This window comes from Arthrobacter sp. TRD_SC_6 (assembly GCF_055361185.1).
This window is the reverse complement of sequence record NZ_CM143953.1, coordinates 1,421,624-1,439,778: the sequence shown is the minus strand read 5'-3', so window position 1 is coordinate 1,439,778 and position 18,155 is coordinate 1,421,624. Positions and strand designations below refer to the sequence as shown.

Sequence of the window (18,155 nt, the reverse complement as noted above, 5' to 3'; positions counted from 1 at the left end):
GGTTCCCGGGGTTGTTGGTTGGGAACCGCATAGTGGACGCGTAGCATTACATGTTTTGTGTGGTGTCAAGTTATCGGCTTATTAGTACCGGTCAGCTTCACGAGTCGTTAGTCCTCGCTTCCACATCCGGCCTATCAACCCAGTGGTCTGGCTGGGGGCCTCTCACACGATATGTGTATGGAAATCTCATCTCGAAGCAGGCTTCCCGCTTAGATGCTTTCAGCGGTTATCCCATCCGAACGTAGCTAATCAGCGGTGCACTTGGCAGTACAACTGACACACCAGAGGTTCGTCCGTCCCGGTCCTCTCGTACTAAGGACAGCCCTTCTCAAATTTCCTGCGCGCGCAGCGGATAGGGACCGAACTGTCTCACGACGTTCTAAACCCAGCTCGCGTACCGCTTTAATGGGCGAACAGCCCAACCCTTGGGACCTACTCCAGCCCCAGGATGCGACGAGCCGACATCGAGGTGCCAAACCATGCCGTCGATATGGACTCTTGGGCAAGATCAGCCTGTTATCCCCGAGGTACCTTTTATCCGTTGAGCGACGGCCATTCCACAATGTACCGCCGGATCACTAGTCCCGACTTTCGTCCCTGCTTGAGATGTCTCTCTCACAGTCAAGCTCCCTTGTGCACTTACACTCGCCACCTGATTGCCAACCAGGCTGAGGGAACCTTTGGGCGCCTCCGTTACTTTTTAGGAGGCAACCGCCCCAGTTAAACTACCCATCAGGCACTGTCCCTGACCCGGATTACGGGCCGAAGTTAGATATCCAGAGTGACCAGAGTGGTATTTCAACGATGACTCCACCTGAACTAGCGTCCAAGCTTCACAGTCTCCCACCTATCCTACACAAGCCACACCGAACACCAATACCAAACTATAGTGAAGGTCTCGGGGTCTTTCCGTCCTGCTGCGCGTAACGAGCATCTTTACTCGTAGTGCAATTTCGCCGAGTTTATGGTTGAGACAGCGGGGAAGTCGTTACTCCATTCGTGCAGGTCGGAACTTACCCGACAAGGAATTTCGCTACCTTAGGATGGTTATAGTTACCACCGCCGTTTACTGGGGCTTAAATTCCCAGCTTCGCCCACAAGGGGCTAACCGGTCCTCTTAACCTTCCAGCACCGGGCAGGAGTCAGTCCGTATACATCGTCTTGCGACTTCGCACGGACCTGTGTTTTTAGTAAACAGTCGCTTCCCCCTGGTCTCTGCGGCCCCGATCCGCCTCCCCACAGCAAGTGTGGTTCACGGTTGGGGCCCCCCTTCTCCCGAAGTTACGGGGGCATTTTGCCGAGTTCCTTAACCATAATTCTCTCGATCGCCTTAGTATTCTCTACCTGATCACCTGTGTCGGTTTGGGGTACGGGCAGTTGGAACCTCACGCCGATGCTTTTCTAGGCAGCATAGGATCACCGGATCCCCACCAAAGTGGGGCCCATCGGGTCTCAAAGTCGGTATCTAAACCAGGACCACGGATTTACCTATGATCCCTCCTACACCCTTAGACCAGGACAACCATCGCCTGGCCCGACTACCTTCCTGCGTCACACCTGTTAATACGCTTACCTCCCAAGATCAGGTCCCACGCTCCCCACTAACACTGTCCCCGAAGGGCACTGGAAAATGGTTTGGGTGGTTAGTATCCCTTGTTCAGTATGGGCGGTTCTTCACCGGTACGGGAATATCAACCCGTTGTCCATCGACTACGCCTGTCGGCCTCGCCTTAGGTCCCGACTTACCCAGGGCAGATTAGCTTGACCCTGGAACCCTTGATCATTCGGCGGACGGGTTTCTCACCCGTCTTTCGCTACTCATGCCTGCATTCTCACTCGTGTAGGCTCCACCGCTGGTTTACACCGCGACTTCACTGCCCACACGACGCTCCCCTACCACTCCAAACACCTGAACCAACCCCAAAGGGCCAGCTGGGTTATTGTTTGAAATCCACAACTTCGGCGGTGTACTTGAGCCCCGCTACATTGTCGGCGCGGAATCACTTGACCAGTGAGCTATTACGCACTCTTTCAAGGATGGCTGCTTCTAAGCCAACCTCCTGGTTGTCTGAGCAACTCCACATCCTTTCCCACTTAGCACACGCTTAGGGGCCTTAGTTGGTGGTCTGGGCTGTTTCCCTCTCGACTATGAAGCTTATCCCCCACAGTCTCACTGCTGCGCTCTCACTTACCGGCATTCGGAGTTTGGCTGACGTCAGTAACCTTGTAGGGCCCATCGGCCATCCAGTAGCTCTACCTCCGGCAAGAAACACGCAACGCTGCACCTAAATGCATTTCGGGGAGAACCAGCTATCACGAAGTTTGATTGGCCTTTCACCCCTACCCACAGCTCATCCCCTCCATTTTCAACTGAAGTGGGTTCGGTCCTCCACGACGTCTTACCGTCGCTTCAACCTGGCCATGGGTAGATCACTTCGCTTCGGGTCTAGATCACGCCACTCACTCGCCCTATTCAGACTCGCTTTCGCTACGGCTACCCCACACGGGTTAACCTCGCGACGTAACACTAACTCGCAGGCTCATTCTTCAAAAGGCACGCCATCACAGGAACAGTGATAAATCACCACCTGCTCTGACGGATTGTAGGCACACGGTTTCAGGTACTATTTCACTCCCCTCCCGGGGTACTTTTCACCTTTCCCTCACGGTACTTGTCCGCTATCGGTCATCAGGGAGTATTTAGGCTTACCAGGTGGTCCTGGCAGATTCGCACGGGATTTCTCGGGCCCCGTACTACTTGGGATACTCTCCAAGCGGCAACACGCATTACAGCTACGGGACTCTCACCCACTCCGGTCGGGCCTTCAAACCCGTTCACCTATACGCTTGCACTCACTTCACCAGCCCGGCAGAGCTGATACGGAAAGTCCCGCAACCCCAGAGATGCAACGCCCGCCGGCTATCACACACCACTGGTTTAGCCTCATCCGCGTTCGCTCGCCACTACTAACGGAATCACTATTGTTTTCTCTTCCTGTGGGTACTGAGATGTTTCACTTCCCCACGTTCCCCCCACGTACCCTATGTGTTCAGATACGGGTCACCACGTCGCAACAAGTACGCATGGCGGGGTTTCCCCATTCGGACATCCTGGGATCAAAGTTCGGTTATCAACTCCCCCAGGCTTATCGCAGATTCCCACGTCCTTCTTCGGCTCCTGATGCCAAGGCATCCACCGTGTGCCCTTAAAAACTTGACGAAAACACACACAACCCACAACCAACACCACACCCACCCCAACAAAGGGACAGACACAATGCCAGCCAACGAATCATGCGCGATTACACAAAATTTAAGATGCTCGCGTCCACTATGCAGTTCTCAAACAACAACCCCAACACACACCACCCACACCCCCGCAACCCAGCCAGACCCTTACGATCCAACCAAACCACAGACCCCTTCTCACAGGAGAACAGTGCAGGCAATCATGCCCAGGAAAACCAGAAACCCCACAAACCCAACCCCCGAAAGGATCAGACTCCTGTTGCTTCAGGACCCAACAGTGTGCCAAAGGATGAAACCAACACCACCAACCACGCCTTTCCACAACCCACCCCCACACATCCCCGCACTACACGAGAACACACAAGAACAAGCCCGTACTCAACACAATCAACAGCACCAGCCACCACAATTTCGTTGATATTCCACCCATGAGCACCCACCGCAGAACAAACGCCTGCGCAATGGGCATACTCCTGACAACCCCCACACCCCAACAACGGGATGAACAGAAAGTTGTAGGCGCTCCTTAGAAAGGAGGTGATCCAGCCGCACCTTCCGGTACGGCTACCTTGTTACGACTTAGTCCCAATCGCCGGTCCCACCTTCGACGGCTCCCCCCCAAAAGGGTTAGGCCACCGGCTTCGGGTGTTACCAACTTTCGTGACTTGACGGGCGGTGTGTACAAGGCCCGGGAACGTATTCACCGCAGCGTTGCTGATCTGCGATTACTAGCGACTCCGACTTCATGAGGTCGAGTTGCAGACCTCAATCCGAACTGAGACCGGCTTTTTGGGATTAGCTCCACCTCACAGCATCGCAACCCTTTGTACCGGCCATTGTAGCATGCGTGAAGCCCAAGACATAAGGGGCATGATGATTTGACGTCGTCCCCACCTTCCTCCGAGTTGACCCCGGCAGTCTCCCATGAGTCCCCGGCATAACCCGCTGGCAACATGGAACGAGGGTTGCGCTCGTTGCGGGACTTAACCCAACATCTCACGACACGAGCTGACGACAACCATGCACCACCTGTAAACCGGCCACAAGTGGCCGACACATCTCTGCGCCGTTCCGGTTCATGTCAAGCCTTGGTAAGGTTCTTCGCGTTGCATCGAATTAATCCGCATGCTCCGCCGCTTGTGCGGGCCCCCGTCAATTCCTTTGAGTTTTAGCCTTGCGGCCGTACTCCCCAGGCGGGGCACTTAATGCGTTAGCTACGGCGCGGAAAACGTGGAATGTCCCCCACACCTAGTGCCCAACGTTTACGGCATGGACTACCAGGGTATCTAATCCTGTTCGCTCCCCATGCTTTCGCTCCTCAGCGTCAGTTAATGCCCAGAGACCTGCCTTCGCCATCGGTGTTCCTCCTGATATCTGCGCATTTCACCGCTACACCAGGAATTCCAGTCTCCCCTACATCACTCAAGTCTGCCCGTACCCACCGCAGATCCGGGGTTAAGCCCCGGACTTTCACGGCAGACGCGACAAACCGCCTACGAGCTCTTTACGCCCAATAATTCCGGATAACGCTTGCGCCCTACGTATTACCGCGGCTGCTGGCACGTAGTTAGCCGGCGCTTCTTCTGCAGGTACCGTCACTTTCGCTTCTTCCCTACTGAAAGAGGTTTACAACCCGAAGGCCTTCATCCCTCACGCGGCGTCGCTGCATCAGGCTTGCGCCCATTGTGCAATATTCCCCACTGCTGCCTCCCGTAGGAGTCTGGGCCGTGTCTCAGTCCCAGTGTGGCCGTCCACCCTCTCAGGCCGGCTACCCGTCGTCGCCTTGGTAGGCCATTACCCCACCAACAAGCTGATAGGCCGCGAGTCCATCCAAAACCACAAAAGCTTTCCACCAACCACCATGCGATAGTCGGTCGTATCCAGTATTAGACCCAGTTTCCCAGGCTTATCCCAGAGTCAAGGGCAGGTTACTCACGTGTTACTCACCCGTTCGCCACTAATCCCCCCAGCAAGCTGAGGATCATCGTTCGACTTGCATGTGTTAAGCACGCCGCCAGCGTTCATCCTGAGCCAGGATCAAACTCTCCGTAAAAAACTACGAACACAACACCAACCCCCGGAAAAAGAAGGCCAATGCTGCACAAAATTCGAAACCAGCCAAAAAACCAGCCACCCCACGAGGTGAGATGACCAGCAAATCAACCAATCAAAAAACAATCGGTATCAACAAACATGGCACACTATTGAGTTCTCAAACAACAGAAGCACCCAGCACCAAAACAACCCCAACAGGGCCGCTCATCGCTCCGGAGCAACTTTCCAAACTTACCCACCAAACCCCACCCCGTCAAATCCACCCTCCGCACACATCATCAGCGTCCAAAAAACGATCTGGATTTGATGTGATGTGCGCGTTGTTTGGATCCGAAGTGATCGTCAGCGCGGATATAAACTCTAGCACCCCCGAGCCGGATGTGTAAATCGGTTCGAGGGTGCCAGTTCAGCGTGAAGAAAGAGTCTCTAGGTGTGAGCCGGGACCAGGTAGAGCACGGCCAACGGAGGCACGGTGAGGCTCGCGTATGCGGGAAGTCCGTTCTGCGCTCCCTCGGTGGCCATCACCGTTCCGAAGTTCCCAACTCCAGAGCCGCCGAACTGCTCGGCATCGGTATTGAGCAGCTCTTTCCACTCCCCCGCCCATGGCAGTCCAACGCGGTAATCCTGATGCGGTGCGCCTGAGAAGTTTGCGATGCACACGAGGGGGTTGCCCTGTGTGTCCCACCGAACGAAGGACAAGGTGTTGTGGGCGCCGTCGTTTTCGTCGATCCACTGGAATCCCGCTGGATCGTTGTCACGTGCGTAAAGCGCAGGCGTATCCCTGTAGATCTGGTTGATGGACCGGACCAGATGCTGCACTCCCTTGTGGGGGATGGTGTCCGACAACCACCAATCAAGCCCGTGCTGCTCCGACCATTCGGATTCCTGCGCGAACTCAGTCCCCATGAAGATGAGTTGCTTTCCTGGATGAGCCCACTGGAATGCCAGGTAGGCACGCACGTTAGCGAGCTGCTGCCACCGGTCTCCAGGCATCTTGCGCAGGAGCGACCCCTTGCCGTGCACTACCTCGTCGTGGCTGATTGGCAGCAGGAAGTTCTCGGTATAGGCGTAGACCATGGAGAACGTCGCCTTGCCATGGTGATGCACCCGGTTGATGGGGTCCTCGGAGATGTACTGCAGGGAATCGTGCATCCAGCCCATGTTCCACTTGATGCCGAACCCGAGACCGCCGGCCGATGTGGCCCTCGTGACGCCGTCGAAAGCCGTCGATTCCTCGGCGATCATGACAACTCCGGGCGCCCTCTTGTACGCAGTTGCGTTGACTTCCTGAAGGAAGGAGATGGCTTCCAGGTTCTCTCGGCCGCCAAACTTGTTCGGTTGCCACTCGCCGTCCTTGCGGGAGTAATCGAGGTAGAGCATGGATGCCACCGCGTCGACACGAAGCCCGTCGATGTGGAATTCCTCAAGCCAGTACAGCGCGTTCGCGACCAGGAAGTTGCGGACTTCCCGTCGACCGAAGTCGAAGATCAACGTTCCCCAGTCAGGGTGCTCACCGAGCTGCGGGTTCCCGTGCTCGTAGAGGGTGTCGCCGTCGAACCTGGCCAGTGCCCACTCATCCTTCGGGAAGTGCGCCGGTACCCAGTCCATGATGACGCCGATTCCAGCCTGGTGGAGCTTGTCCACCAGGTACTTGAAATCGTCAGGATGCCCGAAGCGTGAGGTCGGCGCGTAGTAGGACGTGACCTGGTATCCCCACGACCCACCGAACGGGTGCTCAGCAACCGGCATCAGCTCGACGTGCGTGAAGCCCTGCCAGCTCACATACTCAACCAGCTGTTCTGCCATCTGCCTGTAGTCCAGCCCGAGGCGCCAGGAACCAAGGTGAACCTCGTACACGCTCATCGGCCCGTTATGGGGATCCCCGGTGCGGCGCGCTTCCATCCACGCCTCGTCGTCAAACGAGTAAGTCGATTCCACAACTCGGGAACCTGTCAGGGGCGGCACTTCCGTACCGCGGGCCATTGGGTCGGCCTTCTCACGCCACTGCCCGTCTCGGCCAAGAATCTCGAACTTGTAGCAGGCGCCCGCAGCCGCTCCTGGAACGAAGAGCTCCCAGATGCCGGAGTTGCCAAGCGTTCGCATGGCGTGAACGGAGCCATCCCAGCCGTTGAAGTCTGCCTTGACGCGCACCGACTCAGCGTTCGGGGCCCAAACAGCGAAACTGACGCCGGTGATGTCACCAAGCGTTGACGCGTAACGGCGGACATGTGCTCCGAGAGCCGTCCAGAGCGTTTCGTGACGACCTTCGGCGAGGAGATGCATGTCGATCTCCCCCAAAGTTGGGAGGAACCGGTAAGCATCGTCGACGATCTCTGGTTCGCCGTCGTAAGTTACCTCGAGCCGGTAATCGGGGACATGGCCGGCGCGCTCCGCTTCAAGGGTGCCCACCCAGATTCCGTTGTGCTCATGCTGCAACTCCACCCGCCCGGAACCGGTCAGCGCGGTCACGCCATTGGCGAGCCGGCGAAGCGTGCGGATAGTGACGTGTCCATGATCGTCCAGATGGGCACCAAGCACTGCGTGAGGCTGGTGATACCGACCCTCCGAGACGCGCTGCAGAACATCAGGTTCAACCTGGATCGGTCCGGAGAACGGAGCCTTGCCAGCGGATTTCGCCGGTTCTTCCCCAGCGGGGACCTGGGTGCTTTCCACCCCAGACTCCTTCGGAGAATCCTCGGCGGTTACGGCAGTCTTTGCCTTGCCACCGCCCTTCAATACCCGCCGTACAGCTGCCACGGGTACATTTACCCAATCGGGTCGGTTCCTCAATTCGTACACCACCTCATAGAGTGCCTTGTCAAGCCAGAGCGCCCGGAAAAGAGCCCCTGACCGCTCGATCACAGTTCCAGTCTCACGCGAGTAACCGGCAAGGAAAGCGTCAACAGCCTCGACTGCCCACGCTTCAGCGCTTTCAGCGGTGACGGTGCCTTCGTGCACCGCAACACCGGCTGCGTACTCAAGCGAACGGACCAGCCCGACGACGTCTCGTACCGGCACGTCGGGCACACTCCGTTCGGCGGCCGGCCGGAGGGGTTCGCCCTCAAAATCGAGTACCGACCACCCGCCTTCGCGCAGAGCAAGAATCTGCCCGAGATGCAGGTCGGCATGTATGCGTTGCAGCTCTGGTAACCCCTCGACTGCCAGTACTTCGTCGAGCACGGAAGTAACGGCGACGTCCAGTGGCCCGACGCTCGTCCCTGCTTCACGCCACGCCCACTCGATCCGGGCGCTCAGCGACTCGCGAAACTCCTCGGCCTCTACGCGCGTGGCCGGGCGAGACCCGAAGGCGTCACCCAACTGCTGATGAATCCGCGCAATTACGCCTCCAAGCTCCGCAGCCTCGGACGCGAAAGATGTCCCGCTTTCGACGGCCGCAACCGCGCACCGCCAGGCATCCTTGCTCCCGCTGATGAACTCCCTCACCACGCTGAGATGGCCGGACACCCATTCGCCGTCATTCCGGGCATCCTGCCAGCTGCCCATAATCCAACCGAAAGTCCGCGGGACGTCCTGGGATCCGGCCTCGGTAAGTTTTGCGCTTACCAGAACGTCTGGACTCTCGCCAGCTGCTAGAACCCGGAAGAACTTGACGATCATGGGTTCACCGCTGGAACGCACCACCACCGACGTGTTGGACTGTTCACCGAGCAGAACCGTGATGTCTGCCGCACGTGGGAGCGACGACGTCGAAGCGAACCCGCTGCTTGCGGTTCCCTCCGTGTGGCCGTCAACCGAGCGGCCCTCCCTGCGCATCAGCTCCACCCACGCGGACACGAAGACCGGGTCGTGGGCGCCGTCGTACACGTAGCGGCGACCTAGTTCAGAATGTTCGATCTCCCCGACAAGGCCTGCCTCAGCGCCCTCCAGAGCTTCCGCACGATAGGTCAGCGGGACGTTCACGACATCCAGCCGTCGCCCGGACTCCACGGCGACCAGGTGGACCTCGAGGCCAACTTCCCCAGCCGGGTCCTCTAGCTTGATCCCGCCGACCCGGTTGAGTGCTACGTCCCGGCCTTTGGCGGGGAACCAGCGTTGGTTAGGCATCCAGGCCGAGAGGAGCTCGGGAAGGGACGGCGTCAGTGAGCCCATTTACTGCACAACCTTTGACATAGGGATGACGGGAAGAGCTTCGGTGTGCGGCGACGCCGTGTTGGAGGTCGCTGAACGGAGCCTCAGCCAGTAGAAGTCATGGCTGCCCAGCGTCAGGGTCAGGTTTCCGTCTTCACCAAACGCCGGGAAGGGTGTCCCACCGAACAGGTCCCTCAACCCGCGGCCCGAATACTCCGGCAGATGCAGCTGCGCGGCGACGGGATGCTGGGAGAGGTTGAAGACGCACAGGATCACTTCGGGCTGCTCGCCCTCGACGTTTCCCGGATGCACTTCGCGGATGAAGGCAAGGACTGGCTCAGCTTCGGTAGGCACGTTGCGGTAGGAGCCCAGCCCGAATGCCGGACGCGAACGGCGGACAGCCAGCATCTGACGCATCCAGTGCAACAGCGAACTTGAGCTCGCCAGCTGCGCCTCCACGTTCACATGGTTGTAATGGTAGACGAGCGACTGCACCACCGGCAGGTAGAGCTTGCCCGGATCGGCAGTAGAGAAGCCTGCATTCCGGTCTGGGTTCCACTGCATCGGGGTACGCGAAGCATCGCGGTCCTCAAGCCAGATGTTGTCGCCCATGCCGATCTCGTCGCCGTAGTAGAGGAAAGGACTACCGGGCAGCGAGAGCAGGAGCGCATGGATGAGCTCCACCTCGGCCCGGGAGTTGTCCAGCAAAGGCGACAAACGGCGTCGGATACCGACGTTGGCGCGCATGCGGGAGTCTGGCGCATACCAGCCCAACATTGCCTGGCGTTCCTCGTTGGTGACCATTTCCAGTGTCAGTTCGTCGTGATTACGCAGGAAAGTGCCCCACTGTGCGCCCGCCGGTATGTCCGGCGTCTCGGCCATCGTTTCGATGATCGGTGCAGCCTTCTGGTCGCGCAGCGCATAAAACAGCCGCGGCATGATCGGGAAGTGGAAGCACATGTGGCACTCGGGTGCATCCTCGTTACCGAAGTACTCGACGACCTCGTCAGGCATCTGGTTCGCTTCTGCGATAACCACGCGGCCCGGATAGTTCTCGTCCACCATTGCCCGCAGGTCCTTGAGGAAGGCGTGCGTTGCCGGCAAATTCTCGCAATTGGTGCCCTCTTCCTCGAAGAGGTAGGGAATCGCGTCAGCCCGGAAACCGTCAATGCCTTGGTCCAACCAGAAGCGCACGACGTCAAACAGGGCTTCGATGACCTTGGGGTTCTCGAAGTTGAGGTCCGGCTGGTGACTGAAGAACCGGTGCCAGAAGAACTGCCGGCGTACGGGGTCAAAGGTCCAGTTGGAGTCTTCGGTGTCGACGAAGATGATGCGTGCGTCCTGGTACTTCTCGTCCGTGTCGCTCCAGACGTAGAAGTCACCGTATGGACCGTCCGGGTCATTACGCGACTCCTCGAACCAGTGGTGCTTGTCCGAGGTGTGGTTCAACGGCAGGTCGATAATCACTCGGACGCCACGTGCGTGCGCTTCGGCCACAAGGCGCTTGAAGTCGCTGAGACTGCCGAACTCGTCGAGGACGTCATAGTAATCAGCAATGTCGTAACCACCGTCACGCAAGGGCGATTTGAAGAACGGTGGAAGCCACAGGCAGTCCACGCCAAGCCACTGCAGGTAATCAAGCTTGTCGATCAGGCCGGTGAAATCACCTGAGCCGTCGCCGTTGGCATCGGCGAAACCGCGGACCAGTACCTCGTAAAAAACAGCCTTGCGATACCAGTGCGGATCATGCGCAAGGCCTGGGGCATTCAGCTGAAACGGGTTCGCCACTAAAGCTTCCTCCTGACGGAAAAAATATGTGCCGGTTCCACGTGGGCGTCCAGCCTGACATAGTTGTTGGCTCCCCATTGCCAGCTCTGGCCGGTGAGAAGATCGTCCACCCAGAACGTGCCGTCGTCGTTCGTGTCGCCGTCACCCAGCCCAAGGGCATCCAGGTCGAGGGACACTGTGCTCTCACGGGCACTGTGTGGATCAACATTCACGACGACGATGAGCGTGTCCTTATCCGAGCCGCCCTCGCCCAGCCCGTCCTTGTGCTTCGAAAAAACCAAAGTGGCCGGATCGCTGGAGGAATGCACAGTCAGGTTCTCAAGATCACCAAGCGCTGGGTGCGTTCGACGGATCTCGTTGAGCCTGGTGATGAACGGGGCGAGGCTGCGACCCTGTGCGATGGCCCCTTCGAAGTCCCGCGGACGGTACTCGAACTTCTCATTGTCGATGTATTCCTCAGCGCCTGGCCTGGCGACGTGTTCGAACAGTTCGAACCCGGCGTATACGCCCCAGAGTGGGCTTGCCATCGAGGCCAGGACGGATCGGATCTTGAATGCTGCAGGACCACCGTACTGAAGGTACTCGGTAAGGATGTCCGGGGTGTTCACGAAAAAGTTCGGCCGGAAGTATGCAGGTGATTCGTGGCTCACCTGGTCGAAGTACTCTTCGAGCTCTTCCTTGGTGTTGCGCCATGTGAAGTAGGTATAGGACTGCTGGAATCCAGCGCGGCCGAGCGCATGCATCATTTCCGGACGGGTGAAGGCCTCAGCCAGGAAGACCACATCAGGGTGCTTCTGGTTGACCTTCGCGATGAGCCATTCCCAGAACTGGACGGGCTTGGTATGCGGATTGTCCACGCGGAATATCTTCACGCCATGACTGACCCACAGCAGAACTATGCGCAGGACCTCCTCGTAGAGACCGGCAGGCTCGTTGTCGAAGTTGATCGGGTAGATATCCTGATATTTTTTGGGCGGATTCTCTGCATAGGCAATGGAGCCGTCCACCCGGGTGGTGAACCACTCGGGATGTTCTGTGACCCAGGGGTGATCCGGTGATGCCTGAAGCGCCAGGTCGAGGGCAATCTCGAGGTTGAGCTCGGCAGCCCGTTCCACAAAGGCGTCAAAGTCCTCGAATGTCCCAAGATCCGGGTGGATGGCGTCGTGACCACCCTCCGGAGCGCCAATTGCCCAGGGAGAACCGGGATCACCGGGACCCGCGGTGAGAGTGTTGTTCGGTCCTTTTCGGTGTGTACGGCCGATCGGGTGAATCGGCGGCAGGTAGACGACGTCGAACCCCATCTCCGCGACGGCTGGCAGTCTTTGTGCTGCAGTCCCGAAGTTGCCTGACGTCCATTCGGCAGTGCCTGGGTTGTACACAGCCCCTTCTGACCGGGGGAAGAATTCGTACCAGGAGCCGCGGCCCGCAGCCACCCGTTCGACAAGGATCGGGTATTCACGCGACCGGGTCACAAGGTCACGGAGCGGCTCGCGGGCAATGGCGGCGCGGATTTCGGCTGACTCGCCTGCGGACAACCTCTGGCCCAGCGGTTGCTCGGTATCCCGCAGCGCTGTTGCAGCAGCCAGGAAGACCTGCTTTTCCTCAAGGGTGCGGGAAGGAGCATGACTGGTGAAAAGCACCGCACCTTCTTCCAGCATCAGTTCGACGTCGACACCGGCTGCAATCTTCACGGTGGCGTTGTGGTGCCAGGTCTCGTACAGGTCTGCCCAGCCCTCCACCGCGAAAGTGTGGAGACCCTCCCGCAGCGGGCACAAGCGGCCTTCATAACGGTCAGTTCCGCCACCAAGGGGAAGCAACCGAACCTGCTGGACTTCCTTTCCGCTTGGGTCCAAAAGTACTGCGGACACACCAAGCTGGTCGTGTCCCTCGCGGAAGACGGTCGCTCCCACAACGATGTCCGACCCCGGAATCGCCTTTGACGGGAAGTTTCCACCCTCAACCACCGGGGACACCTTGGTGATGGGGATTCGCCCGAATCGCAGATCTTCATCCATGGATTTGCCTGCCTTTGTACGTGTCGCCTCGCTCGAAGTGGTCACAGCCTAGACGTTATCGACTATTGGGACAGATTGCTAAGGCAACTTGGTAACCGGGCCCTCCACCAGTGGACGGGCTGTAACAGCTTTGCCGCTAAACCCGCGCCAAATGAGGGATCGCGGCTATTTCCTCCCTCCGCCGCAGCAATCGACGTCACAATGCAAGCGCTTACGCATTTAGTGGAATATGACCCAACACACGTGCGCGATGTGCGCTAACCTACCGAGGTGAAGGCAATCCGTAGGTTTACAGTCCGTACCGTTCTTCCATCGAGCATTGCCCCCCTGGGCAAGCTGGCAGGGAACCTGCGCTGGTCGTGGCATCTGCCCACAGCGCGCCTGTTCCACGACATCGATCCCGCGGCCTGGGCGGCCAGCGGAAATGATCCGGTTGAGTTCCTCGGATCGGTCACCCGCGAACAGCTCCGGCAAATCGCGGCGAACGAGGAACTCGTTACCCGCATCCAGGACCTCGGAGCTGACCTGGACCGCTACCTGTCCGAGCCCCGCTGGTACCAGTCACTGGGCGAGGATGCTCCCCAATGTATTGCGTACTTCTCCCCTGAATACGGCATCAGCGCTGTACTTCCGCAGTACTCCGGCGGCCTCGGCATCCTTGCCGGCGATCACCTCAAGGCAGCATCCGACCTTGGGGTTCCCCTGGTGGGCGTAGGCCTGCTCTACCAGGCCGGCTACTTCAAGCAGTCGCTCTCCCGCGACGCCTGGCAGCAGGAAACTTACCCCGTCCTGGACCCCGACGGGCTTCCGCTGACTCTCCTGCGGGAAGACGACGGCACTGCCGCCACTGTCGTCCTACCCTTGCCCAACGGCCGCGAACTTCGTGCGCACATCTGGCGTGCCGACGTCGGGCGCGTCCCCCTCCTGCTGCTCGACTCGAACGTGCCAGGCAACGACGAAGCCGCACGCAACGTCACCGACCGCCTGTACGGCGGCGGCGGCGACCAGCGCCTACAGCAGGAGCTGCTGCTCGGGATGGGCGGCGTCAAGGCGCTGCGCATCTTCCAGCGCCTGACCGGCATGCCCACACCCGAGGTTTTCCACACCAACGAAGGCCACGCAGGCTTCCTGGGCATCGAGCGCATCCGCGAGCTCATGGACCCCTCCGGCGAACACCCCATGTCCTGGGAGGAAGCACTTACCGCCGGTCGCGCGTCCACGGTCTTCACCACCCATACTCCGGTCCCGGCTGGAATCGACCGGTTCGAGCGCGCGCAGATCGAGCACTTCCTCGACGCAGGCCTCGCTCCGTCGGTGCCCACCGAGCGGGTCCTGGAGCTTGGGGCCGAGAACTATCCAGCAGGTGACCCAGCCAAGTTCAACATGGCGGTCATGGGCCTGCGCCTCGCGCAGCGGGCAAACGGTGTAGCCAAACTGCACGGCGAAGTTTCACGAGAGATGTTCTCCGGGCTCTGGCAGGGCTTCGACGCCCGCGAGGTGCCCATCACCTCCGTCACGAACGGTGTGCACGTACCCACCTGGGTTGACCCGCTGATCGCCGACTTCGCCCGGGAAAACTTCGGCGCGGACTCGGTCCTTGATCCTCAGTGGGCACGGGTCTACGACGTTGAGGATGCCGATATCTGGCGCCTTCGCCGGCTCATGCGGTCCAACCTGATTCAGGACGTCCGCGCACGGCTGAGGTCATCCTGGAAGAAGCGCGGTGCGGCTGACGCGGAATTGGCGTGGACCGATAACGTGCTGGATCCGGACATCCTGACTATCGGCTTCGCCCGCCGGGTGCCGACCTACAAGCGCCTCACCCTGATGCTGCGCGAGCCGGACCGGTTGAAGGCGCTGCTGCTTCACCCGACGAACCCCATTCAGCTGGTGATCGCAGGCAAGTCCCACCCCGCCGATGAGCAGGGCAAGCGCATGATCCAGGATCTTGTCCGGTTCACCGATGATCCTGCGGTGCGCCATCGCATCGTATTCCTGCCGAACTACGACATCGCGATGGCCCGCACCCTCTTCCCGGGTTGCGACGTCTGGCTCAACAACCCGCTCCGGCCCCTCGAAGCCTGCGGTACCTCCGGCATGAAGTCGGCCATCAACGGCGGCCTCAACCTCTCTGTCCTGGACGGCTGGTGGGACGAGATGTACGACGGCGACAACGGCTGGGCGATTCCCACCGCGAACAATGGGGCAACCGCTGAAGAACGCGACGACATCGAAGCGGCAGCGCTTTACAACCTCATCGAGGAGCAGGTAGCACCGCGGTTCTATGGGACGGTACGTGCCGCCGCCGGCGCTGCAGGACCGTCAGAACCAGGGACCGACGGCGTTCCGCACCAGTGGGTCGCGATGATCAAGCACACCATGGCCAAGCTCGGACCCGCAGTTTCGGCTGAGCGCATGCTTCAAGATTACGTCCGGGAGCTCTACCAGCCCGCGTGCCGCGCCGGTCGCCTGACCGGCAGGGACGGTTACGCAGCGGCCCGCCAGACGGCTACCTGGCGGTCCCGCATCAAGGATGGCTGGTCCGGGGTTCAGGTTGAGCATGTCGATTCGCTCGGCGTTTCCGAGAACCCACAGATTGGCGATTCGCTCACTGTGAACGCCTATATCTCGCTCGGCAGCCTTACTGCTGACGATGTCAGCGTTGAGGTGGTCTACGGCCGGGCCACGGACAACGATGACCTGAGTGATGTTGCCGCAGCCGATCTCACGGTCTCAGAGGATCTGGGCCGTGGACGGTACCTGTTCTCTGGGGAAATCATGATCGACCACTCCGGGTCATTCGGTTACACCGTGCGGGTACTCCCGCACCACGAAAGCCTCGCCTCCAGGGCCGAGCTCGGCCTGGTAGTGAACGCTTAGCCCCGGTAGACGGTCACAGAGTTGGATGCCGCGGTGTCCGTTTCTCCCACACGGAGGCGGGCACCGCGGCGTTTTACGTTCACGGCAGCCGTTGTGAAGCGCAGTTCGAATGCCTGGTTCCCGCTCTCGAGCACCCCGAAGTCCTTCAACACTGCCTCCCTCGGGAGGGTCACCCTGCGGTCCTCGAGGTGCCCGTTAATCATCACGAGGCCCTTGAGGGAGCCATCCGGGGACCCAAGCAGCAACTGGACGATCCTGCAGTCCGGGTCAGACCACTGCTCCTGCGTCATCGGCTCACCGGCGGAGTTGAACCAGAGGAGGTAGGAGTTGTCCTCCCGGGTGGGGTAGCTGGGTGGCTGGTGGTCCAGGAACTCCCGGCGGATACGCAGTATTGCCCTGGTTGCCTCGAACATGGTGCTGGCGGCGCCGGTCCGCTTCCAGTCCACCCAGGCAAGCGGGTTGTCCTGGCAGTAGGCGTTGTTGTTCCCGAGCTGGGTCCTGCCGAATTCATCGCCGGCTGTGAGCATCGGGACGCCGAGAGACAGCAATTGCGTTGCCATGAGGTTCCGCGCAGTAAGGGCACGGGCAGCGAGGATCCCTTCGTCCTCCGTGGGGCCTTCGACACCGTGGTTGTAGCTGCGGTTGTCGTTGTGGCCGTCCCGGTTAGCCTCACCGTTGGCCTCGTTGTGCTTTCGGTTGTAGGCAGTCAGGTCCGCGAGGGTGAAACCGTCATGTGCCGTGACGAAGTTGATCGACGACACTGCCGTACGGCCCGACCGGGCGAAAACATCAGCCGACCCGGCCAGGCAACTGGCAAGGCGCGCCACGGTGCCGCCCCGCCGTCCCTCAACCAATGCTGCCTGGTCCGCGAGCCAGAAGTCCCGTGCGGTATCCCGGAATCGGTCGTTCCAGTCGGCCCAGCCCTGCGGGAAGTTTCCCGTCTGCCAACCGTTGTGCCCCACATCCCACGGCTCAGCGATCAGCTTCACGCCCCTGAGTGCGGAGTCCGCCTTCATCGCGATCAGGAGGGGGTGCCGCGGAGTGAACTGATGGTCCTCATCCCGGCAGAGCGCGACGGCGAGATCGAACCGGAAACCGTCGATTCCGTACTCATTGACCCAATGGCGCAGGGAGTCCAGTGCAAACTCGATGATGCGCGGCTCGGCAAAGTTGACCGTGTTCCCGCAGCCCGTGGTGTCGAGGTACCGGCCGTCGTCGTGGTGGCGGTAGTAGTGCTTCTCCCCCAGGCCCCGCCACGACAGGGCGGGGCCGCCCTGCGGGCCTTCGGCTGTGTGGTTATAGACGACGTCGAGAATGACCTCGATACCTGCCTCATGCAGCAGCTTGACCATGCCCTTGAACTCGTCCTGGACAGCTTTCGGCCCGGACCGCTGCGCGGCCTCGGTGGCGTAGGAAGGCTGCGGTGCGAAGTATCCGAGCGTGTTGTAACCCCAGTAGTTGGTGAGGCCGAGGGGTTCAAGGTGGGGTTCGTCGATATGGAAATGTACGGGCAGCAGTTCAACCGCGGTGATCCCAAGCTCTTTGAGGTAGGAAATCATGACCGGGTGCGCCAGCCCGGCGTAGGTACCCCGAAGTCCAGCGGGGATGTCGGGATGAAGCTTGGTCAGGCCCTTCACGTGGGCCTCGTAGATCACGGTGTCCCGCCAACGTGTGCGCGGCGGCGCAACCGTCCCCCAGTCGAAGTCCGATTCGACCATGACGGAGAAGTAAACCGGGCCCGCTGGTCCATCGACAGTGTCAATGGCACGGCTATAGGGATCGAGCAGCAGCTGCGACGACCCAGGGTCGCCCGCCGGACCCGCTCCGATGGGCAGGAAGCCGTATCGCCCGGATTCACGCAGGCCGGCCGCCAGCCCATGATGGACACCATCAGTGACTTCGGTGAGGGCGACGACCTGCCATTCACCCTCAGCGTCTTCGAAATGCACCTCGACGCCTGCGAGTTCCGGGGCGTAGACCGCAACGTTGTAAAGTCCCGACGGCCCCTGGGCGCAACGGGACACTCCCAGCGGGAATGCGTGGGAGAGCTGTCTGGTGCCGGTGGAGAGACTCATGCGG

General features: G+C 59.9%; 6 protein-coding genes and 2 rRNA genes. 2 read left to right on the top strand and 6 right to left on the bottom strand.

Annotated elements, in window-relative coordinates; genetic code table 11:
- Positions 1 to 61: 61 nt before the first annotated feature.
- Positions 62 to 3,220, bottom strand: a 23S ribosomal RNA gene (locus ACWA1U_RS07010).
- Between the two features lie 559 nt (positions 3,221 to 3,779).
- A 16S ribosomal RNA gene (locus ACWA1U_RS07005) occupies positions 3,780 to 5,302 on the bottom strand.
- Together the 16S and 23S rRNA genes form the textbook arrangement of a ribosomal RNA operon.
- Positions 5,303 to 5,396: 94 nt before the next feature.
- Here ACWA1U_RS07005 and ACWA1U_RS07000 point away from each other — a divergent pair.
- Positions 5,397 to 5,690 (top strand): hypothetical protein, encoded by a 294-nt coding sequence (locus ACWA1U_RS07000; protein WP_463724617.1) that lies wholly within the window; start codon positions 5,397 to 5,399, stop codon positions 5,688 to 5,690.
- A 40-nt stretch (positions 5,691 to 5,730) separates the two neighbouring features.
- Here ACWA1U_RS07000 and glgB read toward each other — a convergent pair whose 3' ends face one another.
- The 3 genes from glgB to ACWA1U_RS06985 are packed head-to-tail and all read right to left on the bottom strand — an operon-like array spanning position 5,731 to position 13,196.
- Positions 5,731 to 9,414, bottom strand: coding sequence for a 1,4-alpha-glucan branching protein GlgB (glgB, locus tag ACWA1U_RS06995; protein WP_463724616.1), 3,684 nt, complete (start codon positions 9,412 to 9,414; stop codon positions 5,731 to 5,733).
- Positions 9,415 to 11,181, bottom strand: coding sequence for a maltose alpha-D-glucosyltransferase (gene treS, locus ACWA1U_RS06990; protein ID WP_463724615.1), 1,767 nt, complete (start codon positions 11,179 to 11,181; stop codon positions 9,415 to 9,417).
- On the bottom strand, positions 11,181 to 13,196 hold the full coding sequence (locus ACWA1U_RS06985; protein ID WP_463724962.1) for an alpha-1,4-glucan--maltose-1-phosphate maltosyltransferase: 2,016 nt from the start codon (positions 13,194 to 13,196) through the stop codon (positions 11,181 to 11,183). The genes treS and ACWA1U_RS06985 overlap by 1 nt, the downstream gene beginning before the upstream one ends.
- Before the next feature lie 270 nt (positions 13,197 to 13,466).
- Between ACWA1U_RS06985 and glgP the strand changes: the two genes are divergently transcribed.
- Positions 13,467 to 16,076 carry an alpha-glucan family phosphorylase gene (gene glgP / locus ACWA1U_RS06980; RefSeq protein WP_463724614.1) on the top strand — a complete coding sequence of 870 codons (2,610 nt, stop codon included), beginning with the start codon at positions 13,467 to 13,469 and terminating at the stop codon, positions 16,074 to 16,076.
- Here glgP and glgX read toward each other — a convergent pair.
- Positions 16,073 to 18,151, bottom strand: a complete 2,079-nt coding sequence (gene glgX / locus ACWA1U_RS06975) for a glycogen debranching protein GlgX (protein ID WP_463724613.1) — start codon at positions 18,149 to 18,151, stop codon at positions 16,073 to 16,075. The two genes, glgP and glgX, sit on opposite strands and share 4 nt — an antisense overlap.
- Between the last annotated feature and the right edge of the window lie 4 nt (positions 18,152 to 18,155).

What these genes read in the sequence shown, in the direction of transcription:
- glgX (WP_463724613.1), bottom strand. Translation starts at nt 18,151, where the DNA reads ATGAGTCTCTCCACCGGCACCAGACAGCTCTCCCACGCATTCCCGCTG.
- glgB (WP_463724616.1), bottom strand. Translation starts at nt 9,414, where the DNA reads ATGGGCTCACTGACGCCGTCCCTTCCCGAGCTCCTCTCGGCCTGGATG.
- ACWA1U_RS06985 (WP_463724962.1), bottom strand. Translation starts at nt 13,196, where the DNA reads ATGGATGAAGATCTGCGATTCGGGCGAATCCCCATCACCAAGGTGTCC.
- ACWA1U_RS07000 (WP_463724617.1), top strand. Translation starts at nt 5,397, where the DNA reads ATGACCAGCAAATCAACCAATCAAAAAACAATCGGTATCAACAAACAT.